This window comes from Kribbella flavida DSM 17836 (assembly GCF_000024345.1).
Classification (GTDB): Bacteria; Actinomycetota; Actinomycetes; order Propionibacteriales; family Kribbellaceae; genus Kribbella; species Kribbella flavida.
Genome location: NC_013729.1, coordinates 545,323 through 572,321 on the forward strand (window position 1 = coordinate 545,323; position 26,999 = coordinate 572,321).

Genomic DNA, 26,999 nt, shown 5'->3' on the forward strand with positions numbered 1-26,999 from the left:
CAGGCGTGAGTGAAGCGGAGGTGCTGCGGGTCCTGCAATTGGCGACGGTTGCTGAGGACCCCGAGCTGCACCTGGCCGAGCTCGGGCGGTACGACGAGCAGAACCAGCAGCTGGTCGACCGGGTCGTCCGGCGGTACCTCACCGACCTGCTGCGCACGACCTGGGAGCGCGGCTGGGCCCCCGCCGACGTCGTTCAGCACGCGCGCCGCCAACTGGAGCCAGGGGTCGAGCCGTTGCTGCTCGCGGTTGTCGGCGCCGAGCACCGGGCGTACAAGCCGAGCACGCTCGACGCGCGCTGGGCCGACCAGCTCGCCGACCTCGGCCTGTCCCACCCGTTCCCGGAGCTGGACCTGACCCGCTGGTCCGCCGACCAGCGAGTCGGCCGCTATCTGTCACTCCACCTCGCGGTGACTCTCGCCGGCTTCCTCTACCGGCTGCCGGCGTTGGCCCGGCTGTTCCCGCTGCCGGGCGCCGCCCAGCCCGCGAGCCCGCGCAAGACGCGTGACGGCTCCGCCACGGCGCAAGCGACAGACCGGAAGATGCTGGCCCGGGTCCGCGCCCTGCTGGCCAAGGCAGAGGCGACCGAGTTCCCGGACGAGGCCGAGGCGCTGTCCGGCAAGGCGCAGGAACTGATGGCGAAGTTCTCCCTCGACCACGCGCTGCTGGACGCCGGCCCGGAGCTCGACCTGCCGGACGACTCGGGCGCTCGCCGGATCTGGGTCGAAACGCCTTATGTGACAGCGAAAGCGCAGCTGGTCGGGGTGGTCGCAGCGGCCAACGGCTGCCGGACCGTCACGATGGATCAGCTTGCCGTCGTCACGATCGTGGGCGCCGAACTCGACCTGCAGCTGACCGAGCTGCTGGCCACTTCGCTGCTGGTGCAGGCCAACCGCGCGATGCTTGCTGCGGGCAAGCACTTTGGCCACCGCGGCGAGTCCCGCACCCGGTCGTTCCGGCAGTCGTTCCTGATGGCCTACGCCCAGCGGATCGGCGAACGCCTGCAGGCCACCGCCGACGCCGCGCGGTCGGCCGTGCCGGCGGCCGACCGGGACCGCCTGCTCCCGGTGCTCAGCCGCCGTGAGCAGCAGGTCGACGCGCTCTTCACCCGGCTCTTCCCCGAGACGGTGACCCGCCGGACCCGGATCACCAACGGCGCCGGCTGGCACGCCGGCCTCACCGCCGCCGACCTGGCCCAGCTCGACACCCACCGCCCGGTCACCCGCTGAACCCCCGTTCGGTCCGATCACCGCTTGGGTTGTCAGCTCAGCTTCTTCCGACGCGGTGGGTCACGTACGGTGATGCGGGTGCGGATGGATGACGACGCGAGCCCGACGGCCAAGGCGCTGCTGGCCCTGGAGCTGATCCAGAACGTGCCCGGCATCACCGGGGACCGGCTCGGCCGGCGGCTCGGCGTCACCGACCGCGCCGCCCGCCGGTACGTCGGCATCCTGCGCGAGGCCGGCATCCCGATCGAGTCCACGCCCGGCAGGTACGGCGGTTACACGCTCGGCCGGGGGTACCGGCTGCCGCCGCTGATGTTCTCCACCGCCGAAGCGCTCGGGCTGATGATGACCGCGCTGGAAGGCCACCACAGCGCCGCGGACGCGACCGACCCGGCCGGCAGCGCGCTGGCCAAGATCATCCGGGTGCTGCCGACCTCGGTCGCCCAGCCGGCCGACGCGATCCGCCGGATGATCAGCCCGGCGGACCGGATCGCGACGCCCGACCCGGAGATCACCGCGGCCGTCGTCCAGGGCTGCGCCGAGCACCACCGGATCCGCATCGGCTACCGGCGAGGCGAGTGCGACGTCGAGCCGCTGATGATGGACGTCGACCCGTGGGCGGTCAGCGTGCGGCACGGCCGCTGGTACCTGCTCTGCTGGTCGCACACCCGCGACGCCCGCCGCGTCCTGCGCGTCGACCGGATCCTCTCCGTCGAGCCGCTGCCGGAGAGCTTCACCCCGCCGGACGGGCTCGACGCCGCGCAGGCCGTCCAGGACCATCTGACCGAAGGCTGGCAGTACCAGGTGGAGATCGTCTTCGAGGCGCCGGCGGACCTGATCTCCCGGCGCATCCCCGGCATTCTCGGCCGGCTGGAGGAGCTCGGCTCCGACCGCTGCCGGTTGATCGGCAGCACCGACGACCCCGAGTGGTACGCCGAGCGCCTGACCTTCGTTCGCGCGCCGTTCCAGGTCGTCGCGCCGCCCGAGCTGCGCAAGGCCCTCCAGGACCTGGGCCAGCGCCTCATCGCCGCCGGCGAGGACGTCTAGGGCGTGACGCCGAAGGAGCAGCACCCGGTACGTCGAACCAGGTGCTGCTCCTTCGAAAGCCGGGTCAGACGGTTGCGTTCGCCGAGCTGACGCTGCGGCGCGGACGCCGGCCGATCGTCTTCAGCCGGGTCTTCAGTACCAGGCGGATCATCTCCAGGCCCAGCGAGACGGTCTTGCCGAAGTCGCCGGTGACCGAGGAGACGCCGACCCGCGGGTGGTAGTTGACCGGGATCTGCACCAGCCGGGCCCGGGTGACCACGGAGATCAGCAGCATCTCCAGCCCGTACGCCGAACCGGGCAGCGTGGACCGGTCCAGGATCGTCTGCACGTGCTCGCGGGTGATCACCCGGAAGGTGCAGCCGACGTCGCTCATCGAGGAGGTGTTGAACAGCACCTCGAGGAACTTCGCCACCGCCCAGTTGCCGAACTGCAGGAACCAGCCCATGTTGGCGCCGTCCCAGATGAAGTTCGAGACGGTCCGGGAGCCGACCACCACGTCGCACTCGGCCGAGAACGACAGCAGCTTGAGCAGGTCCTCGGGGTTGAACGTGCCGTCCGGCTCGCAGACGCAGACCAGGTCGGTGTCGACCTCGCGCAGGCCGCGCTGGATCGCCGCGCCGTAGCCCTGCCGGGTCTCGACGATCTCCCGCGCGTTGGTGGTGGCGACCTCCTCGGAGGTGCCCTCGGCGGCGTTGTTGTTGATCACCAGGATGTCGTCGACCACGCCGAGCTTGTCGAACCGGCGGATGACGTCGGCGATGCTGTCCTTCTCGTTGTAGGTCGGAAGGACCACGGACAGAGTTTTACCGTTGTACACGTTTTCGCACCTATCGAGTTTCCGGAGTCGGTCAGCGGGACGCGACGACGAGCATCTGCCCGGCCAGCGGCTTGATCGGGGACCGCAGGTACCACGGCACCACGAAGGTCAGGTTGCCGCCCTTGGACTTGAGCGTCAACGGCATGAACTTGGCCTTCACGGCGTCGATCTTCCAGCCCTCGGCGACCAGGTAGTCCTGCAGCGACTGGTCGGTGAAGATCGCGACGTGGGTGAAGTCGTCGAAGTACCGGCCCGGGTTCAGCCGGAAGTTCGGCTGCATCAGGATCAGCCGGCCGCCGGGACGCAGCACCCGCTTGGCCTCGGCCAGCAGCCGGTTGCAGGCGTCGCGGTCCAGGTGCTCCAGCAGGTTGGAGGCGAAGACGACGTCGAACGTGCCGTCCTCGAACTTGCCCAGGTCGGTGCAGTCACCGACCACCGGCTCCACGTGCGGAGCGGCGGCGCGGTCCACCGTGCTGTCCAGGTCCATCGCCACGACCCGCTTGGCGGCCACGTTGTTCGAGAAGTCGCACCAGCCGGCCCCGAGCTCGAGAACCTCGGCGTCGGTGCTGATCCATCGCTGCAGGTACTTGCAGAGGTGCTGCCAGATCTTGGTCCGGTTCGCGTTGTGCGCCAGACGGGTTTCGAAGTAGTTCGACACGTACGTGCCGTCCGGCTCGCCGCTCTGCGGAGTTTGGGCGAGGGGATCGTCGGACAAGATAGCTCTCCTCGGAAGCGTGCGCCGTGCGCGCATCAGCGGGTCACCTTACCAGCGCGAGGGGTACGCCGGCCCCCGACGGCGTCGGCTTGCCCTGCCCGCGGGACTATGCTGCTGGGCGACCAGGCCGCCGTGCCCCGGCCCGTGCCCTGTGAAGCCCGCTGTTAGGAGCCTGATGCCACAGACCGCCGAGTTGTCGTCGTCCACCGCGGCGGCGTCACCTCCGGAGCAGACCACCACGGAGAAGCCGACCGGCGGCGGGTTCGGCCGCTGGACGTCGACGGTGATCAGCGCGCTGGTACTGCTGGCCGCGGTGGCCTTCTTCCTGGGCACTGCGGTGTCGGCCGACCTGCCGGCCGGGGCCGCCGTGCTGGCGCTGCTCGGGCTGGTCGTCACCCAGCTGCTGCCCGGTGTGGTGGTGTGGCGGACCGTGCGGCCGAATCGGGGCTGGTGGGTCGAGGACGTGATGATGGGCCTCGCGGTCGGCTTCATGCTGGCGATCGGGGCCCAGACGCTGGCCGGCTGGTCACGCCAGCCGTGGATGTCGGCCGCGCTCCCGCTGGCGCTGGCGGTCGTGCTGCTCGCCGTACCGCGGACCCGGGCGCGGATCCGGCGGGTCCGCAGCAGCGGCCTGCCGCTGTGGTGGATGCCTGCCGTGGTCGCGACCTCGCTGTTCGGGCTGCAGGACGTGCTGCAGTACTACGAGCGCCAGCCGTTGACCTGGCCCAGCGGGTTCCGCGCGCCGTACATCGACGGGTACCTGCACCTCGCGCTGTCGGCGCAGCTGCAGCACCGGGGGCCGACGAGTTTCCCGTGGGTCGAGAACGCGCCGATGGCCTACCACTGGTTCAGCCACGCCTGGGTTGCGCAGGTCGCCGCGGTGTCCGGCGCCGAGCTGGACGAGGTGCTCTTCCGGTTCATGCCGGCGCTGATGCCCCTGGCGATCGTGCTGGTGGTCGCGATCGCGGCGGTCCGGATCACCGGGATCGCGTGGACCGGCCCGGTCGCCGGCCTGCTGTGCATGGCGGGTGCCGAGCAGAACCTGTTCGGCCGGGTCACCTTCGGCTACCCGATGTCCCCGTTGTCGCCGAGCCTGGCGCCGTCGGTGCCGCTGATGATCGCGATCGTGCTGCTGCTGGTCTTCCGGTGGCGCGGCCAGATGGGCCGGGCCGGCCTGGTGCTGATTCCGCTGCTCGCGCTGGCCGCCTCCGGCACCAAGGGCTCGACGATGCCGCTCGTTGTCGCGGGCATCGGTCTGGCGTTCGGCGTGATGATGCTGGTCGACCGGACCCGGTTGAAGGGCCTGCTGCTGGACGGCGTGCTCTGTGCCGGCACCCTGCTCGTCGCGATGGTGGTCGTCTTCCAGGGGTCGGACTCCGGTCTGCACGTGCAGTTCCGGGAAGCCTCGCTGGCGACACCCGCCCTGCCGCTGCTCGGCGAGGTCACCACCACCACGATGGTGATGTCCTCGGTGCTGGCCGTGCTCGGCATCCTGGCCCGCGGGACCGGCCTGCTCTGGCGGCTGCGGACCGCGGAGGGCCGCCGGGACCCGGTGACCTGGCTGCTGCTGGGCGGCGGCATCGCCGGCGCCGCCGCGGTCGCCGTCTTCTCCCACCCGGGCGTCAGTCAGTACTACTTCGCCCGGACCGCAGGCCCGCTGCTGGCGATCGGCTCGGCTGTCGGTCTGGCCACGATGGTGGACCAGCTGAAGAGCCGCTGGTGGCGGGCCACCCTGGTCGGGCTGGTCGGCGGACCGCTGTTCGTGCTGCTGCCGATCTGGCTGGTCGGCGCGATCAAGCCCAACCACGGCGGGCTGATCCACGCGACCAAGATGCTCGCGATCGGTGTCGCCGTCCTGCTGGTGGTCGGTGTCATCGCCTGGTTCGTGACGCCGCGGATGCGGTTCACCGCGGCCTTCGCCGCCGTCACGGTGATGATCCTGGCCGGCGGCGTCACGATGGTGACCCGGGGCCAGCTCGAGGTGCCCGGCGTCCAGCCGCTGCGGCCGGGCAAGCCCACGGGGTACCTCGCGGTCGGCACCGACCAGATTGCAGCGGCGCGGTGGATCCGGGATCACTCCGACGTCGACGACGTGGTGATGACCAACCGGCACTGCACGACGCCGATCGCGCCGAAGAAGTGCGACAGCCGGCGGTTCGTGGTCGGCGCGTTCTCCGAGCGGCAGATGCTGGTCGAGGCCTGGACCCCGACGGTCGAGGCGAACAAGCGCGGTCCCGAGGGCCGCGACTCGATCACCGTCGACTACTGGAAGCCGGAGATCCTGCAGCTGAACGACAGCTTCGTCGCCCAGCCGGACGCCGCCAAGGCCCAGCAGCTGCGCGACCTCGGCGTGCGCTGGATCTACGTCGAGTTCACCCGCCCGCACGCGCAGACGCTGGAACCGTTCGCGCAGGAGCGGTACCGCAACGCCCACGCCGCCGTGTACGAGTTCCCCGAGGCAGGATCATGACCGGACCGTCCCTGACCGAGACCTCGATCCCGGGGCTGCTGCACGTCGAGCTGGAGGTGTTCGACGACGGCCGCGGCTGGTTCAAGGAGAGCTTCCAGGCCGAGAAGCTGGAGAAGCTCGGCCTGCCGCACCTGGAGGTCGTGCAGAACAACGTCTCCTACAACGCCGAGGTCGGCGTCACCCGCGGCATTCACGCCGAACCGTGGGACAAGTACATCTCGCCGGCCTTCGGCCGGGTGTTCACCGCGATCGTCGACCTGCGGGAAGGGCCCGGCTTCGGCCGGCTGGAGACGTTCGAGCTGACGCCGCGGCAGGGGCTCTACGTCCCGCGCGGGTGCGGCAACTCCTTCTGCACGCTGGAGCCGAACACGGTCTACAACTACCTGGTCAACGCGCACTGGTCGCCGGACGCGAAGTACACGCTGGTGAATCTGTTCGACCCGCGGATCAACGTGCCGTGGCCGTTGCCGAAGGAGCAGCTGATCTACAGCGAGAAGGACGCCGGCCACCCGCTGCTGGACGCCGTCACCCCGATCCGCCCGGACTGGGAACTCTGATGGCGATCCTGGTCACCGGAGCCGGTGGTCAGCTCGGCCGGGCGCTGGCCGCGCGGCTGCCGGACGCCCGCCTCGTCACCTCGGCCGATCTGGACATCACCGACCGGGCCGCGCTGGACGCCTTCGACTGGACCGGGATCACCGCGCTCGTGAACGCGGCGGCCTGGACGGCCGTCGACAAGGCCGAGGACGCCGGCAGCACGCTGGCCGCCTGGGACGTCAACGCGGCCGGCGTCGCGAACCTGGCGTGGCACGCGCGCCGGCTCGGCATCCCGCTGGTGCACGTCAGCACGGACTACGTCTTCGGCGGCGGCGAGGGGTTCCTGCCCGCGGGCCACCCGATCGACCCGCAAGGCGTCTACGGCATCACCAAGGCGGCCGGTGAGCTGGCCGCGCGGCTCAGCCCGACGTACTACGTGGTCCGGACCAGCTGGGTGTTCGGCGACGGCCCGAACTTCGTCCGGACGATGCTGCGGCTCGGCGCGGAGCGGGACGAGCTGACCGTGGTCGACGACCAGTACGGGCGGCCGACGTACACGGTGGACCTGGCGGCGGCGCTGATCGCGCTGCTGGAGAGTGAAGCGCCCTCGGGCACGTACCACGCGACCGGCGCGGGCGACGTGGTGTCGTGGGCGGACTTCGCGGCCGCGATCCTGGCGGGCACGTCCTGCAAGGTGCGGCCGATCAGTTCGGCGGAGTACGCGCAGGGCAAGGTGATCGCGCCGCGGCCCGCCAACAGCGCGCTCGACCTGTCGGCGCTGGAGGCGGTCGGCATCACGATGCGCGACTGGCGCGAGGCGCTCGCGGAGTACCTGGAGACGCAGCGGTAGCCGGCTCACGGCGCGCGGATCAGTCCTGCGGCCTGAGGCCGGCCAGCACGATGTCGAGCAGCCGGTCCGCCTGCTCGGGCTCGATGTCGGGCAGCGACGAGATCGCGCCGACCAGCCGCATGACGTCGATCAGCTGCAGGTCGGACCGGACCGTGCCCTCCTGCTTGGCCGACTCCAGCAGCAGGTCGCCGGCGTCCTTCACGTTCAGCTTGCAGGCCTTGAAGAACTCCGAGTCCTTGCCCAGCGCGGCGGTCAGCTCGTGCGCCAGGCTCTTCTTCGACACGTTGTAGCCGACGAAGCTGCGCATCCAGGCGGCCAGCGCCTCGAACGGCGTCAGCTGCTCGTGGAAACCGTACGCCCGGTCGCAGACCGACTGGATCTCGTCGACGTAGACCGCCTCGAGCAGGGCGGTCCGGTTCGGGAAGCGCCGGTAGAGCGTGCCGATGCCGACCCCGGCCCGCCGGGCGATCTGCTCCAGCGAGGTGCCGGTGCCGTGCTCGGCGAACGCCTCGCGGGCGGCGGTGACCAGCAGGTCGTAGTTGCGCCGGGCGTCGGCCCGGGTCGGTCGCAGGTCGGGCAGCGGCGGCCGATCGGTCGCGGACGCGCTCACACGGGCCTCCTCGGCATCCCGTCCGGAAAAGGACTTGATTAAGCGGAGGGTGCCTCCGTATTGTATCCGGAGGAGCTCTCCACTTTCGTCGTTCACCACTCTAGCCCCTGCGGGGGAAGGAGCAAGTTCAGTTATGTCGGCAACCTCCGCGGCGCCCGCCGGCGCCCAGTCCGAGCCGCCGGCGTCGCCGCCCGCGACCGGGTCCGGCGCCGCTCGGCGTCCGGGCGTCGTGCTCGCTGTCATCGTGATCACCCAGCTGATGGTGATTCTCGACGGCACGGTCGTGAACATCGCGATGCCCAAGATCCAGACCGCTCTCGACTTCAGTCCCGCCAACCTGTCCTGGGTGCAGAACGCCTATGCGCTGGCCTTCGGTGGCCTGCTGCTGCTCGGCGCCCGGGCCGGTGACCTGCTCGGCCGCCGCCGGGTCTTCGTCACCGGCGTCACCGTCTTCACCGCCGCGTCGCTGCTCGGCGGTCTGGCCCCGACGGCGGAGCTGCTGCTCGCCGCCCGGGTCCTGCAGGGCGTCGGCGGCGCGATCGCCGCCCCGGCCGCGCTCACCCTGCTGATGCTCACCTTCAAGGAAGGGCCGGAGCGGATGAAGGCGCTCGGCCTCTACAGCCTGGTCTCCTCCGGCGGCGCGAGCGTCGGCCTGGTGGTCGGCGGCATGCTGACCGACTGGGTCTCGTGGCGCTGGGGCCTGTTCATCAACGTCCCGATCGGCATCGCGCTGGTGGTCGCCGCCCGCCGGGTGCTGACCGAGACGCCGCGGGAGCGCGGCCGGTTCGACGTGGCCGGCGCGCTCACCTCGACCGTCGGCATCACCGCGCTGGTCTACGGCTTCATCCGGGTCGCCGAGGCGGGCTGGAGCGCGCCGGAGGTGCTCGCCTCGTTCGCCGTGGGCGTGGTGCTGCTGGCCGGCTTCGTGCTGATCGAGCGCCGGGTCAGCCACCCGATCGTGCCGCTGAGGATGTTCCGCAACGCCGACCGGGTCGCGTCGTACCTGACCATGCTGCTGCTGGTCGGCACGATGTTCGGGATGTTCTTCTTCCTCACCCAGTACCTGCAGGGTGTGCTGGAGTTCAGCCCGCTGGCCGCCGGTCTGGCCTTCCTGCCGATGACCGGTCTGCTGTTCGCCTCGTCGCGGATCGTGCCCCGGCTGACCGGCCGGATGGACAACGGCCTGATGATGATCGCCGGCTCGGTCTCGGTGCTGGCCGGCATGATCTGGCTGACCCGGCTGTCGCTGGACAGCAGCTACCTCGGCGGCGTGGTCGGGCCGCTGGTGCTGTTCGGTGCGGGCGCCGGCCTGATCTTCATCCCGCTGACCGGTCGCGCGCTGTCCGGCGTACCGGCGGAGGACGCGGGTGCGGCTTCGGGGCTGCTCAACGTGCTGCAGCAGGTCGGTGGCGCGCTGGGCCTCGGCATCCTGGTCACCGTCTTCGGCACCGCCAGCCGCAACGCCACCCCCGGCACGACGGACCCGGCGGAGGCGGCCCGCGAGATCCTCACCGACGGCGTGCACGCCGCCTTCATCGGCTCGGCGATCTACGCCGCGCTGACGCTGCTGGTGATCGTGGTCGGGGTCCGCCCGTGGAACCGGCGCAAGGCCGTCACCCCGGAGACCGCGACCGAACCCGCCGCGGTCGAGCCGGCCGTCGCCGAGGCGCACATCTGAGTCCCACCGAGGTCCTGGCCCTGCCGAGCCAGGACCTCGGTCGTTGTCACGGGGTGGCCAGCGCCTCCGTGGGCGACATCCGCGCCGCCCGGACCGCCGGGTAGAGCCCGGCCAGGCTGCCGATCACCAGCGTCGCGCCGATCCCGGCCGCCGGTGCCCACGCCGGTACGACGACCGGCCAGCCCTGCGAGATCGCGTACGCGGCGGTGACGGCCGATCCCACCAACGCACCCCCGACCCCGCCGAGCGCCGAGAGCAGCAGCGCCTCGGCGATGAACTGGCCGCGGATCTGCCCGCGGGTGGCTCCGAGGGACCGGCGCAGCCCGATCTCCGCCCGCCGTTCGAGCACGGAGATCACCATGGTGTTCGCGACGCCGACCCCACCGACCAGCAGGGCCACCGCGCCCAGACCGAGCAGCAGCGCGTTCAGCGTCGCGTCGGCCGCCTGCTGCGCGGCGAGCGCGTCCGACGGCCGCGAGACCGCCACCTCGTTCGGCGCCTCCGGACTGGCCGTGGCCGCCAGCACCTTCTGGACAGCGGTCACCGCGTCATCCGCCGCCCGCGCGTAGACCGTGGTCGGAGAGCCGTCGAACCGTAGCAGCTGCTTGGCCACGGCCCACCCGATCAGCGCGGTGGTGTCCAGCTCCGGCGCCAGGGGAGCCGGGTGCAAGATGCCGACCACGGTGAACCAGTGGTCACCCAAGTAGACCTGCTGCTCGGCGCCAGCCCAGCCGACACCGAGCTTGGTTGCCGCCGCGGCACCGAGCACCACCGCTGGGTACTGCGCGCTCGCACCGTTCAAGAAGGTGCCGTCGGCAACCGTTGTGCCCACCGCGGAGAGCAGGCCGACGTCCGCGGCGGCGACCGAGATGCCGCCGGTCTGGCCGACCGGGATCCGGTCGGTGCGGTACACGTCGGCATCCGGCAGCAGTCCGATCGCGGCCGCCTCCGTGACGGGGCCGATCCGCTCGATCATGCCGACGGACTCCACCGGAAGCTGAGCCTCCTCCCCGAAGACGTTCTGCCCCGGCCCGACGGTGAGCAGATTGGTGCCGAGAGCCTGCATCTGCCGGTTGAAGTCCTCCCGGCTGGAGGCGGAGATCCCGACGGTGGCGATCATCGCGGCGATGCCGATCGCGATGCCCAGCGCCGACAGCACCACCCGCAGCGGTCTGGCCCGTAGCCCGGCACCACCGACCCGGACCTGGTCCCCGACAGACAGCCGCGCCGGTACCAGCCCGCTCACAGCGCTGCCTCCGTCCCCTGCGCCAGCACCCGGCCGTCGAGAATCTCGATCCGGCGGGGCAGCGTCGCCGCGATCGCCCGGTCGTGGGTGATCACGACGACCGTCGTGCCACCGCGGTGCAGGTCGCGGAGCAGCGTCATCACCGCGGCCCCGGCCGTGCTGTCCAGGTTGCCGGTCGGCTCGTCGGCCAGCAGCAGGGCCGGCTTGCCGATCACCGCGCGGGCGATCGCGACCCGTTGCCGCTCACCACCGGACAGTTCGTGCGGGTGGTGGTCCAGCCGGTGCCCGAGGCCGACCTCCACCAGCGCGGCCGCGGCCCGGCGGATCCGCTCCGGCCGCGGCGCTCCGGCGTACAGGAGGCCGTCGGCGACGTTGTCGACCGCCCGGACGCCGGCGGTCAGGTGGAACTGCTGGAAGACGAACCCGATCCGCTGGGCCCGCAGCGCCGACACCTCGCGGTCGGTCAGCCGGCCGATGTCGTGGCCGTCGATCCGGACGGTGCCGTCGGTCGGTCGGTCCAGCGTGCCGATCAGGTTCAGCAGCGTGGACTTGCCCGACCCGGACGGCCCGACGATGCCGACCAGCTCACCGCGCCCGATCCGCAGTTCGGCTCCGGCGAGGGCGCTGACTCCGCCCGGATACACCTTGGACGCCCGCTCCAGCTCGACCAGCGCCGTCATGCCGGCACCCCGACGAGAGTTCCGGCGGTGATGCCCGGGCCGGAGACCTCCACCTTGCCGCCGGCGAACATGCCCAACTGCACGGCCACGAAGGCCGCCTGACCACCCGTGACCACCTGCACGCCGTACCCGCCCTCGGCCAGCGCCACCAGGGCGTTCACCGGCACCGCCAGCACGCCCTTCTGCTGCGCCGAGACCAGCTCGACGTCGACCGGCGCCGAGTCGAGCCCGCTGATCGCGCCGAGGTTGTCCGGGGTGACCACCACCGGTACGTGCGGCGGATCGTCGCTGCCGGCCGCGGGCTGGGTCGCGACCTTCGACACCGAGCTCACCGTGCCGGGCACCTGCTGGCCGGTCGGCAGCACAACCGTTGCTGTTAGCCCCTTCTTCACCAGGTGCTGCTTGGCCACGTCCAGGCCGACGACGACCTTCGGCTGGGTGGTGCTGAAGGTGTAGAGCGGTGTCCCGCCGCCGAGCTGGTCCCCGATCTGGGCCTCCTGCACCGCCACCCGGATCGGGACCGGCCGCACCACGAGCTGCCCTGGCTTCACCTGCCCCGTCTCCGGCTGCCCGGTGGCGTCCTGCCAGTCGAGCACCGCAGCCGTGGTCGCCGAGCCGAACGTGGTGTTCGCCTTCACCTTCAGCCAGCCGCCACTGACGAGGTACTGCTCCAGCTGCAGCACGTCAGGCCCGCTGACTCCTTGTTCCAGCGTCTTGTACAACGGCACCGTGCCCTTGATGAGCAGGACCGGCACGTTGTCCACCCGGTACGCCGGTGCGCCGAACCCGACCGTCGACCCTTCGCCCGGGAGCCAGGTGAGCGTCCCGCCACCCGGTGGAGCCTTCAACGCCTGCGGTACGCCGTACGAGAGGGTGCCGCTGATCTGCACGGTCTGGGTGAGCGTGGTCTTCACCACCGCGGTGGTCGCCGGTGGTTGATCGGCCGCCGCGACGGTTCGGCCGCTCGAGCCGCCCGGCCGGAGCACGACCACCGCTGCGGCCGCGACCAGCAGGAGTCCGGCGACGCCGGCCACGCCCAGGCGGCGTTGCCGGGCCGTTCCCGCCGGGCGGCTCATCCCGCGGTCCCGGCCAGGTGCTGCTCGCACTTCTTGCTGGCTGCCTGGAAGGCCGGACTGTTCCGGTCCACCCCGCTGCCGAAGAGCCCGCCGTCGCCGCCCGGCTTCGGGTCGGGGAAGTCCGGCAGCCCGTTCGCCCGCAGGCACTGGGCGAACGCCTGGTACTTCGCCAGCTCCGCGGGGTCAGTCGACTGCGTCCGGGTGTTGCCGGGCAGGTACTGCTTGCACGCCGCCATCGCCTCGTCGAACTTCGGGTTCCCACTCACCTGCGGATCGATCCCGAGTCCCTGGCCCGGTTTCGGGTCCTCGACCTGCAGGCCGTAGCCGGCCATGCAGGCGCTGAACCCGGCCGGCGTCGCGCTCGCGCTCGGCGTCGAGGTCGCCGGTACGCCGCTCGTCGGCTGGTCCGCCGTGGCCACCCCCGGTCCGGCGGAATCGTTGCAACTGGCAACGGCCAGCGTGAGCAGCGGGACCGCGAGCAGTCGCCACAGACCGAAAGACGCCATCGTGCACCTCCTGGTTCGGCGAGCGCCGGGTGCGCCCGTCTGCCGAGAAGTAGAGCCAGCCGGCGGTAACCCCGGCGTAACCACCGGGGGCGGCGGTTATGCCGCGGTTACGCCGGGCCCGGCAAGATGGCGGTACGGGCGGAAACGGGAGGAACCATGCGCATCCTGGTGGTCGAGGACGAGCGGGTGCTCGCCGACGCGATCGGCGAGTGGCTGCGCCGGGAGTCGTTCGCCGTCGACATCGTGTACGACGGAGCCGCCGCGCTCGAACGGACCGCCGTCACCGGGTACGACGTGGTCGTGCTGGACCGGGACCTGCCGAGCGTGCACGGCGACGAGGTCTGCCGGCAGATCGTCACCGCCGGCGGACAGACTCGGGTGCTGATGCTGACCGCCGCGGCCGCGGTCCGGGAACGCGTTGCCGGGCTGGCGATCGGCGCGGACGACTACCTCGGCAAGCCGTTCGCGTTCGCGGAGCTCTCCGCCCGGGTGCACGCGCTGACCCGGCGGTCCCGCGCGGCCGTTCCCCCGGTGCTGGAGCGGTCGGGCATCCGGCTGGACCCGGTTCGCCGGGAGGTGGCACGCGACGGCCGCCGGGTGGAACTGGCGAACCGGGAGTTCGCCGTGCTGGCGGAGCTGTTGCGGGCCGAGGGGGCGGTGGTGTCGGCCGAGCAGCTGCTGGAACGCGCGTGGGACGAGAACATCGACCCGTTCACCAACACGGTCCGGGTGACGGTGATGAAGCTGCGCCGCAAGCTCGGCGAACCACCGCTGGTGGAGACCGTGCCCGGCGCCGGGTACCGGCTGCCATGAAGCGCTGGACGCTGCGGACCAGGCTGACCCTGCTGTACGGCGTACTGTTCCTCGTCGCGGGTGCCGTGCTGCTCGGGGTGACGTCGGTGCTGGTGCAGAACAGCCTCGCCGGTCAGTTGGAGAAGCAGGCGGACACCAGGATCGCCGCGATCCGAGCAGCAGCCGCAGCCGCTGCGCCGGCCGACGGACAGCCCGCGGAGGAGCAGGTCACGGAGATCCGGCGGCAGCAGAAGGAGTTGCAGGCCACGGCCGCCCGCTCGGTGGTCACCGCCGGAGGCGTCGCGCTGCTGGGCGTCGCGGTCCTGGCCGGCGTCTCGGGCTGGCTGATCGCGGGCCGGGCGCTGCGCCCGGTCCAGCGGATCCGCGAGACGGCCCGGCGAATCTCCACCGCGACCGGAGCCGGTCGCGGTCTGCACGAGCGGATCGCGCTGAGCGGCCCCGACGACGAGGTGAAGCAACTCGCCGACACCTTCGACTCGATGCTGGAGCACCTCGACCGGTCGTTCGACGGCCAGCGCCGGTTCGTCGCCAACGCCTCGCACGAACTGCGTACCCCGCTCGCACTGAACCGCGCCCTGGTCGAGCTGGCGATCACCGATCCGGCCGCCTCACCGGACGCCCGCCGGCTCGGTACCGCGCTGCTCACCGTGAACCAGCGGCACGAACGCCTGATCGAAGGCTTGCTGATGCTGGCCGACAGCGAGAACGAGGTGACCGACCGGGTCCCGGTCGACCTGGCCGAGGTCGCCGCGCAGGTCGCTCTGGGCGACACCCCGTTGGAGATCCGCCGCGATCTCCGGCCGGCGCCGACCACCGGCGACCCGGTCCTGCTGGAACGGCTCGCGCAGAACCTGGTCGAGAACGCCACCCGGCACAACGTTCCGGGCGGCTGGCTGTCGATCGCCACCACCAGGCGTGGCGATCGCGTGGTGCTGACCGTGAGCAACACCGGCGAGGAGATTCCGGCGTACGAGATCGAGTCCTTGTTCCAGCCGTTCCGGCGTCGTGCGAGTGTGACGGCCGACGGCGACCGTGGCTTCGGGCTGGGGCTGTCGATCGTGCGGGCCGTCGCCCGCAGTCACGGCGGCGACGCCGCCGCCCGGCCACGGCCCGGCGGCGGCCTCACCGTCGAGGTCAGCTTGCCGGCAGCGGCTTGCGGTAGGTGACGAAGGTGTGCTCGGTGGCGAAGCCGAGGCGTTCGTAGAGGCCGAGCGCGCCGGTCGGGTTCTCCGCGTCGACGCCGAGCGAGGCGCGCTGGAACCCGGTCGTCGCCGCCTCGGTCATCACCCGGGCGAGCGCGACCCCGGCCAGGCCGCGGCCGCGATGGGTCCGGCGGGTCCCGACCTGGCCGACGTACACCTCGCGGATGCCGGTGGCCTCGGTGTCGGCGACCCATTCGTAGCCGAGCGCGTAGGCGACGATCTCATCCTCGTCGAGCACCAGGTACGACAGCGCCGGCCGGAACGCGCGGGAGCCGGTGAACCAGGTCTTCCACGACTCGGGGCTCTTCGGCGACGACCCCCAGTGGTCCAGGAACACCTCGTTGTGCGCCAGCCGCAGCGGTTCGTCGTACTCCGGGGTGTAGGCGACCAGCCGGAGGCCCTCGGGCGTGGCCGGCTCGACGATCGGCGTCGCGAAGGGCCGCAGCATGTGGAAGAAGTAGCGGCACTTCTCGTAGCCGGCGCCGCTCAGCAGCTGCTCGGCCCCGGTGTTCGTGCTGATCGCGCCGGTGTTGATCTCGCCGACGGCTCCCGGCTGCCGCTCGGCGTGCAACTCGGCCGCCCGGCGTCCGAGCCAGTCCACCAGGGCCGCGCCGATGCCGCGGCCACGCCACTGCGGGTGCACCGCGCCCTCGGTCCGGACTCGGTGCACGTCGACCACGACGTCCGGCGTCCGCGCCACGCCGTACCCGACCATCTGCTCGCCGGACCACAACGCAACGGTGTCCCGGGCCGCGTCCAGCTTCGGGTCGGCCAGCTCCTCGAGCAGGTCGTCGGCGTCGTAGTTCTCCCCCTCGGCGTCCACCTTCTCCTTGGCCGCCAGTAGTTCGGCCCACGCGTCCGCGTCGGCCCTGTCGATCGGCCGCGCCACCAGGCCGGCCGGCCACCCCTCGGTACTCATGCCTCGACGGTAGGCCGGGAGCGCCTTGGCGGGCATCTCATTTACCGGCTGAGCTGCTCGCAGAGCCACTGGATCGCGAGCGGGTAGCGGTACTCGATACCGCCGTGCGCGCCCTCGAACAGCTCGAAGTGCACCGCCGGTACGCCGGCCGCCCGCACCACTCGCTCGAAGGCGGTCGCGCCGAGGTCCAGGTAGTACTCATCCTGTTTGCCGGCGTCGATCCACACCGCCCGCAGCGACCCGAGCGCCTCACGGTGGCTGCCCGCGCCCATCACGACCGGGTCGAGCGCGAGCCAGCGCTGCCAGACCTCCGGCCGGATCTCGCCCAGCTCGTCGAACGGCAGCTGCACGGTGCCGTCCGGGTCCGCCGAGTACGCCGCCGAGCAGCCGTAGATCTCCAGCATCCCGAGCTCGGCGTTGGTGATGCGGTTCGGCCGCTGCGCGATCTCGGCGAAGAAGTTCTCGAACGACCCGGCGTACCGGTCCCGCAGCTCCCGCGCCCGCTGCGGGAACTCGGGCCGGTAGCAGAGCTCGAACGACGCGTCCCCGGCATGGGTGGCGAGCGCGCCGAACAGGTCAGGCCGCAGCATCGGCGTCACCATCGCGGCGTACCCGCCACTGGACTTGCCGGTGATCGCCCGCTGGTCCCGCTCCGGAACGGTCCGGTACGTTGCGTCCACCCAGGGCACGATCTCCTCGCACAGGTGCGAGTGGTAGCGGCCGGTCCCGGGGGAGTCGACGTACTGCGAGCCGCCGAACCGGTTCCAGCCGTCGAAGAAGACCACGATCGCGGGCGGCACGTCACCGGCCGCGAACAGGGCGTCCAGCTGCTCGGGGTACGGCTGCCGGAACGCCGTCCGGTTGAACCACATGCCCACGTGCCCGGTGTAGCCGATGGCCACGTAGATCGACGGGTAGCGCCGGTCGGACTCGTCGTACCCCGGCGGCAGGTAGACCAGGACCTGCCGCTGGTGCGGATCTCCGAGCGGGTTGTCCCGCAGCAGCGTGCTGTCCAGGGTGGACTGCTCGAAGCGACCGGCGAGCTCGGCGGACCAGGGCAACATCGGGACCTCCAGGGTCGGATGGCGTCACATGGCGTCGGGGGCGGTGATGCCCAGCAACGCCAGACCATCGTGCAGTACGGTCCGGGTCGCGGTGCACAGCGCCAGCCGGCTCGTCCGGGTCTCACCCTCGCTCGGCAGCACCGGGCAGGACTCGTAGAACGCCGACAACGCCGATGCGACGTCGTACAGGTAGGTGCAGAGCCGGTGCGGCTGCAGGGTCTCGGCGACCTGCTGGACAGCATCGCCGAATCCCGCCAGCAGCAGCGCCAGCCGTTGCTCGGCCGGTTCGGCGAGCACCGTGACCTGGCCCTCGGGATGGCCGGCCTTGCTGAGCAGCCGGGTCAGCCGCGCGTGGGCGTACTGCAGGTAGGGCCCGGTGTTGCCGGTCATCGCGACCATCCGGTCCAGGTCGAAGACGTAGTCGTTGGTGCGGTCGCTGGACAGGTCGGCGTACTTCACCGCGCCGATGCCGACCGCCCGGGCGACGGACTCCCGGTCGATGCCGGTCCGGTCGGCGAGCAGGGCGCCGGCCCGGGCGATCGCGGCGTCGAGCAGCGAGACGAGGGAGACCGTACCGCCGTCCCTGGTTTTGAAGGGCTTGCCGTCCGGGCCGAGCACCGTGCCGAACGCGACATGCTCGGCAGACGTTGTCTCCGGCAACCACCTGGCCGTCCGGGCCAGCGCGAAGATCTGCTGGAAGTGCAGGGACTGCCGATGGTCGACCACGTACACGATCCGGTCGGCCTTCAGGTCCCGCACCCGGTGCCGTACGGCGGCCAAATCCGTCGCGCTGTAGCCGAATCCGCCGTCCGACTTCTGCACGATCACCGGCAGCGGCGACCCGTCGCGGCCGGTGAAGCCGGGCAGGAACGCGCACTGCGCACCACCGGACTCGGTCAGCAGTCCGGCCGCGGCCAGGTCGCTCACGATCCCTTGCAGGGCGTCGTTGTACGCGCTCTCGCCGACCACGTCAGCCTGAGTCAGCGGTGAACCCAGCAACGCGTAGACCCGGTCGAACTCGGCCAGCGAGATGTCGACCAGTTGTTGCCAGATCCCCCTGGTCCGAGGGTCGCCGGACTGGAGCAGCACAACCCGCCGCCGGGACCGGTCGGCGAAGACGGGATCGCTGTCGAAGTGCTTGCGGGACCGCTGGTAGAGCTGCTGCATCTCTTCCAGGTCGAGCGATTCCACCGGCGTCTGCTCGTCCAGGAGCTGCTCGACCATCATGCCGAACTGGGTGCCCCAGTCGCCGACGTGGTTCTGCCGGACCACCTCGTAGCCGGCGTACCGCAGCACGTTGCAGAGCGCGTCGCCGATGACGGTCGAGCGGAGATGGCCGACGTGCATCTGCTTGGCGACGTTGGGCTGCGAGTAGTCGACGACCACCCGCCGGCCGGTGGTGGGCAGGCTGCGCGGCAGCTCGTTGACGCCGGCGGCGAGGGTGCTCGGCAGCAAGGTGAGATTCACGAAGCCCGGGCCGGCGATCTGCGCGGGCGCGCAGAGATCATCCAGCTCGGCGTGCGCGACGAGCTCGGCGGCAACGGCCCGGGGCGACGTGCCGAGGGTCTTGGCCAGCCGCAACGCGAGGTTGGTCTGGAAGTGGCCGAACTCCGGCTTGGTGGCGGCCCGCAGCTCGGGATCGGCGCCGGGCAGGTCGAAGGCGAGGGCGGCGGCCGCGGTCAGCCGCGCGGACAGGACAGGCACAACGGACATGAGAGGTCCTTGAGGAGACGAGGCACTGGAACAGGGTCGAGGTGTTCAGACAGTGCGTCGTCGTCGCAGGCCGAAGCAGTCGCGCAGGGCGCTGACCAGTTCCGGACTCGTCGACATGCCGACCATTATGCACCCGGCGGTGGAATCCACCGCATCGTTCACCGCCGGTACGCCGAGGGCGCGGGCCTGCGGTCGGCCAGCGGGGTGACCGGCGGCAGCTCGGTCTCGCCGAGAAAGATCCGGCGGACCACGCGTTCGGCCGCCCGGCCGTCGTCGAAGTCGCAGAAGCGCTCCCGGAACAGCTGCCGGTGCTTGGCCGCCTCGGCCGAGGCGAACCGACCGGTCTGCAACGCCGTGAACAGCTCGTCCGCCGACCGCGCGACCAGCCCGGGCGGGCACTCGGTGATGTCGAAGTACGTGCCCCGGGTCCGGTCGTAGAAGCCGAGGTCGTCGACCAGCAGCACGATCGGCCGGTCCAGGTTCGCGTAGTCGAAGGTGATCGACGAGTAGTCCGAGATCAGCACGTCGGCCGCCAGCATCAGGTCCTCGACCCGCGGGTGCTCGGAGACGTCGAGGACCCGGTCCGACCGCACGTCCGGCGCGCCCTTGGCCAGCGAGTAGTGGGTGCGGACGAGCACCCGCCCGTGCTCACCGGCCGCGGCGGCCAGCCGATCCAGGTCGAGGTGGATGCCGTCACCACCGAGATCGACCAGCCCGGTCGGGGTCCGGACGGCGTCCTGGGAGTCGCGGAAGGTCGGCGCGTACAGCACGACCAGGTGCGAGTCGTCGAAGCCGAGGCCGGCCCGGATCGCCCGGACGTCGTCCAGCGTCGCCGTCAGCAGCCGGTCGTTGCGCGGGAACCCGGTTTCCAGCTCCTCGAAGTGGGCCGGGTAGGTGCGCTCCCAGATCTCCGACGAGTAGCGGTTGGCGGAGATGTTGAAGTCCCACCGGTCGACCTGCCGCATCAGCTCGTCCAGGTCGAGGTCGCGCGCCGCCAGCGGGTAGCGCCGCAGGTCGGTGCCCATCGTCTTCAGCGGCGTGCCGTGCTGGGTCTGGACGTGGATCTGCCCGTCCCGCTTCTCCAGCTCCTTCGGCAGGTTCATGTTGCTGACGAAGTACGTCGCCTTGTGCACCAGCTTCTCGTACGCCGGGGAGCCGGCCACCACGTACTCGACGCCCTCGGGAATCGCCCCGACGTGGTCCGCGTCGATCACCCAGACCCCGCGCAGCCGCGGCGCCAGCTCGGCCGCCTTCTCGTAGATCGCCCGCGGGTTGCAGGCGTACTGCTTGAACCAGTACGCGCCGTACAGGGCGAGGTCGGGGTCCAGGTCGCCGCGGTGCAGGAGCTTGCCGACCGCCTTGCGCGGGCTGGGCACGTGCAACATCTTTGAGCTCAGCTTCAGCGTCGAGTACGTCGCGTAGTCGTCGTGGATCAGCATCCAGCGCTTGAAGCCGCGGCTGGTCCGGTCCGCGGCGTAGCCCTCGGGCTTCCAGCGCTTGGCGAAGGCGTGCGCGGTGTGGAAGAACTCGGCCCGGTCCTCGGGCGCCAGCCGTTCGGGCTTGGCCAGCACGGCCAGGATGTGGTCCAGCGACCGGTCGAACGCGAACCGGCGCCAGCCCGCCAGCGCGGGGTCGGAGGTGATGAACGCGTGCACCCGGTCGTACTGGTCGAAGATGTCGAACTGCCGGCGGGTCCGGGTGGCGTGGATGTTGCCGCCGGTGCGGTGCTGCCGGTAGTGCACCACCACCCGGTCCAGGGTGGCGATGCGCTCGGCAGTCAGCATCGTCGAGTAGGTCCACGGGGCGTCCTCGTAGTACCCGGCGGTGAAGGCGAAGCCGTGCAGGGTGAGGAAGTCGCGCCGGCAGGCCTTGTTCCAGACCAGCTCCAGGAAGGTCAGGAAGACCGGTCGCTCGGCGGCGGTGAAGACTCCCTCGCCGTCGCGGGCGAACGCGTCGTGCTGCTGGTTGCCGACCACCCGGCCGTCCCAGAAGACCCGCTCGTAGTCGAAGATCACCAGGTCGGGCCGGCCGGTGGCGTCGATCCGGGCGGCCAGTGCCGCCAGCGAGCCCGGGGTGTAGAGGTCGTCGGCGTCGAGGAACAGCACGTAGTCCCCGCGGCACTGCTTCAGCCCCGCGTTCCGGGTCGGGCCGAGACCGATGTTCTCGGTCAGGTGGATCGCCCGGACCCGCGGATCGGCCGCGGCGTACTCCTCCAGGATCCGGCCGCTGCCGTCGGTGCTGGCTCCGTCCACCCCGATGATCTCGAAGTCGGCGAACGACTGGCTCAGCACCGAGTCCAGGCACGGCCGCAGCCAGGCCCGCACGTTGTGGCACGGAACCACGATGCTGAACCGGGGCGCGGAGTCGGTGCTGGCGGCCATGGCACGTCATCCTAGGGTGCTTGTCATGACTGCAGACGTGTTCGCGCCGTTGGCCGCTCTCGAGGGGGTCGGGTCCGCTGCGCGGGCGGCCCGGGACGCGGTCGACGTGCTGCTGCGGGACCGGGGACTGCGCCGGGTCGGCGCCGACGTCACCGCCGAGGCGCTGCTGCGCGGAGCCCACGCCTCCGCCGCCCTGGCCGGCAGCCCGTCGACCTTGGCGGAGGTCCGCGAGGGGACGGGAGACGCACTGGCCTCCGGCGCCGTCCGGATGACGCGAGAGCTGATGAGCCTGGCGCGCCAGGCGGACACCGCCCCGGTCCAGGTCTGGACCAGACTGCACCAGTTGGCCGCGGCGGACCTGGCGCCGGCAGACCAGTTGGGTCACCTCCGAACCAGTCGTGAGCCGCTGCCCGACGACATCCCCGGCCTGCCGCCGGCGCCGCCCGCCGACGTCATGTGGGAGCGACTGAGCGGGCTGGCGAAAGCCCTGACCACTGCGACGACCGCCCCAGGGCTGGTGGTGGCCGCGATCGTGCACGCGGAGCTCGCGGTACTGCGGCCGTTCCCGGTCGCGAACGGCCTGGTCGCCCGGGCCGCCGAACGGGTCCTCCTGGTTGCCCGGGGCACCGACCAGGTCGCGGTCACGGTGCCGGAGGTCGGGCACCTGGAGCTCGGAGCGTCCTACGCCCGCGGCCTGACCGACTACGCCGAAGGCGGGGTGAGCGGTGTGCAGAGCTGGTTGCTGCGGGAGTGCGAAGTGGTTGCACTGGCCGCCGAACGTTCACCGCTCAACAACTCTGCCCGGAGCTGAGTCGCCCACAGGCGAACGGCGCTCTCTGACGAGAGCGCCGTTGCCGGCACGTCATCATGGTTACCAAGCGTGCATCTCGTCTGCCGCCACAGGCCGGAGCCTGGGTCGTGCTGCCCGGTTGGGATGGGCTGGTCGCCGCGTGGGTACCTGACTACCGTGCGATTCTCTCCCGGGACCGAAGTCCCTTTGCTGCTTCCTTTGTACTCCGCAAACCCTTGTAGGGGAAGAGTTTGCGGCGTCTTGATGAAGTTGAGAAAGTGGTGCTGACCTTCAGTCCTCAGCTGGCCGGACCCGCCGCCGGGCGGCGTACAGCAGGGCCCCGGCGGCCAGGACGGCACCGGCCGCGCTGACCGCGAACGCCGGCCGGCGGACGCGGTGGAAGCGCCGGGTGCGCTCGGCCAGGGCGACCGGTTCGCTGAAGTCGAGCACCGGCCAGCCGCGGGAGACCGCCAGCCGGCGCAGCGCCTTGTCCGGGTTCACCGCGAACGGGTGCCCGACGGCGGCGAGCATCGGTTCGTCGGTGATCGAGTCGGAGTAGCCGTAGGACGCCTGCAGGTCATAGCCTTCCGCGGCGGCCAGCGTGGTGATCGCGGTCGCCTTGTGCGGACCGTAGACGTAGTCCTCGATCGCGCCCGTGTACTTGCCGTCAGCAACCACCATCCGGGTGGCGATCACCCGGTCGGCGCCGAGCAGCTCGCCGATCGGCTCGACCACCTCCGAGCCGGACGAGGAGACGATCACGACGTCGCGGCCCTCGGCGTGGTGCTGCTCGATCAGCGTCACCGCCTCGTCGTACACGATCGGGTCGACGATGTGGTGCAGGGTGTCGGCGACGATCTCCCGGACCGTGCGCACGTCCCAGCCGGTGCACATGGCGGACAGGTACTCCCGCATCCGCTCCATCTGGTCGTGGTCGGCGCCACCGAGCAGGTAGACGAACTGGGCGTAGGCGCTGCGCAGCACGGTCCGCCGGTTGATCAGTCCGCCGGCGTAGAACGGCCGGGAGAAGGCGAGTGTGCTGGAGCGGGCGATGATGGTCTTGTCGAGGTCGAAGAAGGCCGCCGGGCGGGGCGTCCGCGGGTGCTCCATGAGGTCGAGCATAGGGTGGCGCGCGAAACGCCGGGACCCGGCCTTTCGTGTGGCCTGCTCTCCCGTTAGACTGTTGAGCAGTGTGACAGTGACACTGGTTCGGGAGCCGGCACGAGTGCTTCCGAACGCCTGGACGTCATCACCTCGGTTGCAACAGAACTGAGATGTGTGAAGGCCGGACTCGGGGGGTACATTCTCCTCGACAGTGGCAGACTGTCGCCTCCTGATCGGCCCCCGGCTCCTCCCCCCGAGCCCGTGGCCGAAGACGGCCCCCGGTCACCCCCCCGCCGGGGGCCGTCGCCTTTCCTGATGCAGGTCCTCCCCGAGTGCTAGATGCACGGTCGGCCGCTGTGGTTGCCGCATCCGGCCCACTTCTGCGAGAAGTTCGTCAATTCTTCAGTTTTGCTGAGCGTGAGAGCGTTCCCACTTTATGCAGGGTCTTGACAATGTAGTTGCGCCATCACACTTTGTGTCACATGACTCCGCGAAGCCGCCGCCCCCAGGCCGCGATCATCCCCGCCCTCCTGCTGGCCCTGGTCGGGCTGCTGCTGGTGCCTGGCACCAGCTCCGCCGCGACCAATCTCGTCACCAACGGGACCTTCGAGACCGGCACGCTGGCCGGCTGGTCCTGCTCGTCCGGCACCGGTGCCGCCGTCAGTGGATCGGCCCGGACCGGTACCTACGCCCTCCAGGGCACCCCGACCGCCGGGGACAACGCCCGGTGCAGCCAGACCGTCTCGGTCCAGCCGAGCTCGACCTACACCCTGTCCGCCTGGGTGAAGGGCTCGAACGTCTACCTCGGCTCCGACGGCGGGTCGAGCACCTGGAGCTCGAGCACCGCCTGGAACCAGCTGACCACCACGTTCACAACGAGCGCGTCGGCCCGCACCGCCACGATCTACCTGCACGGCTGGTACGGCGTACCGGCGTACCAGGCGGACGACGTGGTGCTGGACGGGCCGGGCGGGACCGGTCCGCCGCCGGACACCACCGCGCCGTCCACGCCGGGCGGGCTCACCGTCGGCAGCCCCACGTCGAGCTCGCTGCGGCTGAACTGGGCCGCCGCGTCCGACGCCTCCGGGATCGACCACTACGACGTCGTCCGCGGCTCGGAGCCGGCCCAAAGCGTCGGCAACGTGACCAGCTGGACCGCGACCGGGCTCAGCCCGAGCACGACCTACAGCTTCAAGGTCCGCGCCTGCGACCCGTCCGGCAACTGCTCGGCGTACGGCGCGGCCGTGTCCGGCACCACGTCGAGCGGGCCGACCGTGCCGCCGTCCTCGTTGCCGAAGCACATCCTCACCGGCTACTGGCAGAACTTCGACAACGGCGCCGCGGTCCAGCGGATCAGCGACGTGCAGGCCAACTACGACCTGATCGCCGTCGCGTTCGCCGACGCCGACCCGAGCAGGCCCGGTGGCATCACCTTCACCCTGGACCCGACCCTGGCGAGCCGGCTGGGCGGCTACACCGCCGCGCAGTTCAAGGCCGACATCGCCGCGAAGCAGGCGGCCGGCAAGAAGGTGATCCTGTCCGTCGGCGGTGAGAAGGGCACGATCTCGGTCGGCACCGCCACCGCCGCGGCGAACTTCGCGAGCAGCGCGCTGTCGGTACTGCGCGAGTACGGCTTCGACGGGATCGACATCGACCTGGAGAACGGCGTCAACGCCCAGTACATGGGTCAGGCGCTGCGAACTCTGCACAGCCAGTACGGGCCCGGGCTGATCATCGCGATGGCGCCGCAGACGATCGACATGCAGAGCACGTCGTTCGAGTACTTCAAGCTCGCGCTGGCGATCAAGGACATCCTGACCGTGGTCAACGTGCAGTACTACAACTCCGGCGCGATGAACGGCTGCAACGGTCAGGTGTACTCGCAGGGCACGGTCGACTTCATCACCGCCCAGGCCTGCATCATGCTGCAGAACGGTCTGCGGCCCGACCAGGTCGGTCTCGGTCTGCCGGCGTCGACCCGTGGGGCCGGCAGCGGCTACGTGTCACCGACGATCGTCAACAACGCGCTGGACTGCCTGACCAAGGGAACCAACTGCGGCAGCTTCAAGCCGAGCACCACCTGGCCGACGCTGCGCGGCGCGATGACCTGGTCGACGAACTGGGACGCGACCAACGGCAACGCGTTCTCGAACCAGGTCGGCCCGCACGTCCACTCGCTGCCCTGATGCACAGCTACCGCCCCGCTCCGGTGCTGGAGGCGCTCGGTGTCTGCTCGGAGGACGAGCAGCTCTACCGGGCGCTTCTGGCCCGGCCGGAAGCCACTGTGACCGACCTGGCCGAGGACACCGGATGGCCGGCCGCCCGGGTCACCCGCCACCTCAGGTCACTGCTCACGCTCGGCCTGGCCTGCCGTACGCCGGGCCGCCCGGCGCTCTACACCCCGGCCGTTCCCGAGGCGGCCGTCGAGCTGCTCGCCCTGCGCAAACAGGCGGCGATCGTCGAGGCCCGGCTCGGCGCTACCGTGCTCACCGCGGAGTTCCGGGCCGGCAACGAGGCCGGGCCGTTCACGGTGGTCCGCGGCGCGCAGGCGATTGCCCAGCGGTACGACCAGGCGCAGCAGAGCGCGCAGAGCGAGGTGCTCGTGCTCGACCGACCGCCGTACGCCGTACTGCCGGTCGCGCCGCGGCGGACCAGTGGAGTCAGCTACCGGATGATCTACGACATGGCCGCGCTGGGCGACCCGGCGGAGCTGGCTGCCGCCCGGTCGGCTGGGACCAGTTGCCGGATGCTGCGCGACGTACCGCTGAAGCTGGTGGTGGCGGACCGGCGTACGGGGTTGCTGCAGACCGGGGCGGACGTGCTGGTCGAGCTGCGGCCGTCGACGCTGCTGGACGGGTTGCTGCGGTTGTTCGAGCTGTTGTGGCAGCAGGCGACGCCACTGGCATTCGAGCCGTCCGGTGGGCCGCTGAGTGTGGATGATCAGCAGCTGCTGGGACTGGCGGCGGCCGGGTTGACCGACCAGGCGATCGCGCGGCGGTTGGGCGTCGCGCAGCGCACGGTCGAGCGCCGGATGCAGCGGATCCTCAAGGCGCTCGACGCGACAACCCGCTTCCAGGCAGGGCTGCGAGCCGGTCAGCGAGGGCTGCTCAGTCCGTGACGTCGGCGACCGTGGCGCTGAGGGTCTTCAGCAGCGCCTCGGCGTCCACGGTGATGCCGACGCCGTGGTCGCCGCCGCCGATCGAGATCGTGCCGGTGATGCGCTCGTCGGCGATCACCGGCCAGTCGTGCGTACTGCCCAGCGGGGTGATCGTGCCGCGGACGTATCCGGTCACCGCCAGCGCGGTGTCGGCGCTGGGCATCGAGATCCGGTTGACGCCGAGCAGGGTGCGCAGCTTGGGCCAGGCGATCTCGCGGTCGCCCGGGACCAGCACGAAGCGGTAGTCGTCGTCGGCGAGCCGGACCACGATGGTCTTGATCAGCTTCGCCGGCTCGATGCCGCGGGCGGCCGCTGCCTCCTCGAGCGAGTTCACCCGGCCGTGCCGGGTCTCCTGGTAGGTCAGGCCGAGTGCGTCCGCAGCCTCCGTCGCTCGCGTCATG

At 71.1% G+C, this 26,999-nt stretch carries 24 protein-coding genes; 11 read left to right on the forward strand and 13 right to left on the reverse strand.

Annotated features, from left to right (window positions below; genetic code table 11):
- Positions 1-5: 5 nt before the first annotated feature.
- Both KFLA_RS02635 and KFLA_RS02640 read left to right on the forward strand, forming a co-directional pair.
- The gene (locus KFLA_RS02635) at positions 6-1,226 is read left to right on the forward strand and encodes a DUF2786 domain-containing protein (protein ID WP_237706696.1); all 1,221 of its coding nucleotides are present in this window, start codon (positions 6-8) and stop codon (positions 1,224-1,226) included.
- Positions 1,227-1,310: 84 nt separating this feature from the next.
- Positions 1,311-2,270, forward strand: a complete 960-nt coding sequence (locus tag KFLA_RS02640) for a helix-turn-helix transcriptional regulator (RefSeq protein WP_041289720.1) — start codon at positions 1,311-1,313, stop codon at positions 2,268-2,270.
- A gap of 64 nt (positions 2,271-2,334) precedes the next feature.
- On the opposite strand, the gene KFLA_RS02645 is transcribed toward KFLA_RS02640, so the two are convergent.
- Both KFLA_RS02645 and KFLA_RS02650 read right to left on the reverse strand, forming a co-directional pair.
- Positions 2,335-3,063 (reverse strand): glycosyltransferase family 2 protein, encoded by a 729-nt coding sequence (locus tag KFLA_RS02645; RefSeq protein WP_202797069.1) that lies wholly within the window; start codon positions 3,061-3,063, stop codon positions 2,335-2,337.
- Positions 3,064-3,118: 55 nt separating this feature from the next.
- The gene (locus KFLA_RS02650) at positions 3,119-3,802 is read right to left on the reverse strand and encodes a class I SAM-dependent methyltransferase (RefSeq protein WP_012918208.1); all 684 of its coding nucleotides are present in this window, start codon (positions 3,800-3,802) and stop codon (positions 3,119-3,121) included.
- A gap of 175 nt (positions 3,803-3,977) precedes the next feature.
- Between KFLA_RS02650 and KFLA_RS02655 the strand changes: the two genes are divergently transcribed.
- The 3 genes from KFLA_RS02655 to rfbD are packed head-to-tail and all read left to right on the forward strand — an operon-like array spanning position 3,978 to position 7,659.
- Positions 3,978-6,272: a hypothetical protein gene (locus KFLA_RS02655; protein ID WP_012918209.1), complete on the forward strand. Its 2,295-nt coding sequence runs from the start codon at positions 3,978-3,980 to the stop codon at positions 6,270-6,272.
- Positions 6,269-6,829, forward strand: coding sequence for a dTDP-4-dehydrorhamnose 3,5-epimerase family protein (locus KFLA_RS38630; RefSeq protein WP_012918210.1), 561 nt, complete (start codon positions 6,269-6,271; stop codon positions 6,827-6,829). The genes KFLA_RS02655 and KFLA_RS38630 overlap by 4 nt, the downstream gene beginning before the upstream one ends.
- The gene (gene rfbD / locus KFLA_RS38635) at positions 6,829-7,659 is read left to right on the forward strand and encodes a dTDP-4-dehydrorhamnose reductase (RefSeq protein ID WP_012918211.1); all 831 of its coding nucleotides are present in this window, start codon (positions 6,829-6,831) and stop codon (positions 7,657-7,659) included. The genes KFLA_RS38630 and rfbD overlap by 1 nt, the downstream gene beginning before the upstream one ends.
- Before the next feature lie 19 nt (positions 7,660-7,678).
- Here the strand turns inward: rfbD and KFLA_RS02670 are convergent, their stop codons facing one another.
- Positions 7,679-8,269 carry a TetR/AcrR family transcriptional regulator gene (locus KFLA_RS02670; protein WP_012918212.1) on the reverse strand — a complete coding sequence of 197 codons (591 nt, stop codon included), beginning with the start codon at positions 8,267-8,269 and terminating at the stop codon, positions 7,679-7,681.
- Between the two features lie 133 nt (positions 8,270-8,402).
- On the opposite strand from KFLA_RS02670, the gene KFLA_RS02675 reads away from it, so the two are divergent.
- Complete coding sequence (locus KFLA_RS02675; protein ID WP_012918213.1) at positions 8,403-9,947, forward strand: MFS transporter; 1,545 nt, start codon at positions 8,403-8,405, stop codon at positions 9,945-9,947.
- A 46-nt stretch (positions 9,948-9,993) separates the two neighbouring features.
- Here the strand turns inward: KFLA_RS02675 and KFLA_RS02680 are convergent, their stop codons facing one another.
- The 4 genes from KFLA_RS02680 to KFLA_RS02695 are packed head-to-tail and all read right to left on the reverse strand — an operon-like array spanning position 9,994 to position 13,455.
- Entirely contained in the window at positions 9,994-11,193 is a 1,200-nt protein-coding gene (locus KFLA_RS02680; RefSeq protein ID WP_012918214.1) for an ABC transporter permease, read from the reverse strand.
- Entirely contained in the window at positions 11,190-11,873 is a 684-nt protein-coding gene (locus KFLA_RS02685) for an ABC transporter ATP-binding protein (RefSeq protein ID WP_012918215.1), read from the reverse strand. Before KFLA_RS02685 ends, KFLA_RS02680 begins: the two co-directional genes overlap by 4 nt.
- A complete protein-coding gene (locus tag KFLA_RS02690; RefSeq protein WP_012918216.1) occupies positions 11,870-12,949 on the reverse strand; it encodes a peptidoglycan-binding protein in 1,080 nt (359 codons plus the stop codon). Before KFLA_RS02690 ends, KFLA_RS02685 begins: the two co-directional genes overlap by 4 nt.
- A complete protein-coding gene (locus KFLA_RS02695; protein ID WP_012918217.1) occupies positions 12,946-13,455 on the reverse strand; it encodes a hypothetical protein in 510 nt (169 codons plus the stop codon). Before KFLA_RS02695 ends, KFLA_RS02690 begins: the two co-directional genes overlap by 4 nt.
- A 156-nt stretch (positions 13,456-13,611) precedes the next feature.
- Between KFLA_RS02695 and KFLA_RS02700 the strand changes: the two genes are divergently transcribed.
- Entirely contained in the window at positions 13,612-14,268 is a 657-nt protein-coding gene (locus KFLA_RS02700) for a response regulator transcription factor (protein ID WP_012918218.1), read from the forward strand.
- A complete protein-coding gene (locus tag KFLA_RS02705) occupies positions 14,265-15,434 on the forward strand; it encodes a sensor histidine kinase (RefSeq protein ID WP_012918219.1) in 1,170 nt (389 codons plus the stop codon). Before KFLA_RS02700 ends, KFLA_RS02705 begins: the two co-directional genes overlap by 4 nt.
- Here the strand turns inward: KFLA_RS02705 and KFLA_RS02710 are convergent.
- From KFLA_RS02710 to KFLA_RS02725, 4 genes are all read right to left on the reverse strand, one after another.
- Positions 15,403-16,389, reverse strand: coding sequence for a GNAT family N-acetyltransferase (locus tag KFLA_RS02710; RefSeq protein ID WP_237706697.1), 987 nt, complete (start codon positions 16,387-16,389; stop codon positions 15,403-15,405). The genes KFLA_RS02705 and KFLA_RS02710 overlap by 32 nt on opposite strands.
- 41 nt (positions 16,390-16,430) lie before the next feature.
- Entirely contained in the window at positions 16,431-17,453 is a 1,023-nt protein-coding gene (locus tag KFLA_RS02715; protein WP_012918221.1) for an alpha/beta hydrolase, read from the reverse strand.
- A 24-nt stretch (positions 17,454-17,477) separates the two neighbouring features.
- Positions 17,478-19,166 carry an arginine--tRNA ligase gene (gene argS, locus KFLA_RS02720; RefSeq protein WP_012918222.1) on the reverse strand — a complete coding sequence of 563 codons (1,689 nt, stop codon included), beginning with the start codon at positions 19,164-19,166 and terminating at the stop codon, positions 17,478-17,480.
- A 158-nt stretch (positions 19,167-19,324) separates the two neighbouring features.
- Complete coding sequence (locus KFLA_RS02725; protein WP_012918223.1) at positions 19,325-21,547, reverse strand: bifunctional glycosyltransferase/CDP-glycerol:glycerophosphate glycerophosphotransferase; 2,223 nt, start codon at positions 21,545-21,547, stop codon at positions 19,325-19,327.
- Between the two features lie 25 nt (positions 21,548-21,572).
- Here KFLA_RS02725 and KFLA_RS02730 point away from each other — a divergent pair, with 25 nt between their 5' ends.
- Positions 21,573-22,358, forward strand: coding sequence for a Fic family protein (locus KFLA_RS02730; RefSeq protein WP_012918224.1), 786 nt, complete (start codon positions 21,573-21,575; stop codon positions 22,356-22,358).
- Between the two features lie 270 nt (positions 22,359-22,628).
- Here KFLA_RS02730 and KFLA_RS02735 read toward each other — a convergent pair whose 3' ends face one another.
- A complete protein-coding gene (locus tag KFLA_RS02735; protein WP_012918225.1) occupies positions 22,629-23,459 on the reverse strand; it encodes an HAD family hydrolase in 831 nt (276 codons plus the stop codon).
- A 464-nt stretch (positions 23,460-23,923) separates the two neighbouring features.
- Between KFLA_RS02735 and KFLA_RS02740 the strand changes: the two genes are divergently transcribed.
- Together KFLA_RS02740 and KFLA_RS02745 are read left to right on the forward strand one after the other, a co-directional pair.
- Positions 23,924-25,627 carry a chitinase gene (locus KFLA_RS02740; RefSeq protein WP_012918226.1) on the forward strand — a complete coding sequence of 568 codons (1,704 nt, stop codon included), beginning with the start codon at positions 23,924-23,926 and terminating at the stop codon, positions 25,625-25,627.
- Positions 25,627-26,559: a helix-turn-helix domain-containing protein gene (locus tag KFLA_RS02745; RefSeq protein ID WP_012918227.1), complete on the forward strand. Its 933-nt coding sequence runs from the start codon at positions 25,627-25,629 to the stop codon at positions 26,557-26,559. The genes KFLA_RS02740 and KFLA_RS02745 overlap by 1 nt, the downstream gene beginning before the upstream one ends.
- On the opposite strand, the gene KFLA_RS02750 is transcribed toward KFLA_RS02745, so the two are convergent.
- Positions 26,549-26,998, reverse strand: a complete 450-nt coding sequence (locus KFLA_RS02750; RefSeq protein WP_041289113.1) for an aminoacyl-tRNA deacylase — start codon at positions 26,996-26,998, stop codon at positions 26,549-26,551. The two genes, KFLA_RS02745 and KFLA_RS02750, sit on opposite strands and share 11 nt — an antisense overlap.
- Between the last annotated feature and the right edge of the window lies 1 nt (position 26,999).

What these genes read in the sequence shown, in the direction of transcription:
- KFLA_RS02740 (WP_012918226.1), top strand. Translation starts at nt 23,924, where the DNA reads ATGACTCCGCGAAGCCGCCGCCCCCAGGCCGCGATCATCCCCGCCCTC.
- KFLA_RS02750 (WP_041289113.1), bottom strand. Translation starts at nt 26,998, where the DNA reads ATGACGCGAGCGACGGAGGCTGCGGACGCACTCGGCCTGACCTACCAG.
- KFLA_RS02690 (WP_012918216.1), bottom strand. Translation starts at nt 12,949, where the DNA reads ATGAGCCGCCCGGCGGGAACGGCCCGGCAACGCCGCCTGGGCGTGGCC.
- KFLA_RS02710 (WP_237706697.1), bottom strand. Translation starts at nt 16,389, where the DNA reads ATGAGTACCGAGGGGTGGCCGGCCGGCCTGGTGGCGCGGCCGATCGAC.
- KFLA_RS02700 (WP_012918218.1), top strand. Translation starts at nt 13,612, where the DNA reads ATGCGCATCCTGGTGGTCGAGGACGAGCGGGTGCTCGCCGACGCGATC.
- KFLA_RS02745 (WP_012918227.1), top strand. Translation starts at nt 25,627, where the DNA reads ATGCACAGCTACCGCCCCGCTCCGGTGCTGGAGGCGCTCGGTGTCTGC.
- KFLA_RS02675 (WP_012918213.1), top strand. Translation starts at nt 8,403, where the DNA reads ATGTCGGCAACCTCCGCGGCGCCCGCCGGCGCCCAGTCCGAGCCGCCG.
- KFLA_RS02715 (WP_012918221.1), bottom strand. Translation starts at nt 17,453, where the DNA reads ATGTTGCCCTGGTCCGCCGAGCTCGCCGGTCGCTTCGAGCAGTCCACC.
- KFLA_RS02640 (WP_041289720.1), top strand. Translation starts at nt 1,311, where the DNA reads ATGGATGACGACGCGAGCCCGACGGCCAAGGCGCTGCTGGCCCTGGAG.
- KFLA_RS02705 (WP_012918219.1), top strand. Translation starts at nt 14,265, where the DNA reads ATGAAGCGCTGGACGCTGCGGACCAGGCTGACCCTGCTGTACGGCGTA.
- KFLA_RS02730 (WP_012918224.1), top strand. Translation starts at nt 21,573, where the DNA reads ATGACTGCAGACGTGTTCGCGCCGTTGGCCGCTCTCGAGGGGGTCGGG.
- KFLA_RS02735 (WP_012918225.1), bottom strand. Translation starts at nt 23,459, where the DNA reads ATGCTCGACCTCATGGAGCACCCGCGGACGCCCCGCCCGGCGGCCTTC.
- rfbD (WP_012918211.1), top strand. Translation starts at nt 6,829, where the DNA reads ATGGCGATCCTGGTCACCGGAGCCGGTGGTCAGCTCGGCCGGGCGCTG.
- KFLA_RS38630 (WP_012918210.1), top strand. Translation starts at nt 6,269, where the DNA reads ATGACCGGACCGTCCCTGACCGAGACCTCGATCCCGGGGCTGCTGCAC.
- KFLA_RS02655 (WP_012918209.1), top strand. Translation starts at nt 3,978, where the DNA reads ATGCCACAGACCGCCGAGTTGTCGTCGTCCACCGCGGCGGCGTCACCT.
- KFLA_RS02725 (WP_012918223.1), bottom strand. Translation starts at nt 21,547, where the DNA reads ATGGCCGCCAGCACCGACTCCGCGCCCCGGTTCAGCATCGTGGTTCCG.
- KFLA_RS02685 (WP_012918215.1), bottom strand. Translation starts at nt 11,873, where the DNA reads ATGACGGCGCTGGTCGAGCTGGAGCGGGCGTCCAAGGTGTATCCGGGC.
- KFLA_RS02695 (WP_012918217.1), bottom strand. Translation starts at nt 13,455, where the DNA reads ATGGCGTCTTTCGGTCTGTGGCGACTGCTCGCGGTCCCGCTGCTCACG.
- argS (WP_012918222.1), bottom strand. Translation starts at nt 19,166, where the DNA reads ATGTCCGTTGTGCCTGTCCTGTCCGCGCGGCTGACCGCGGCCGCCGCC.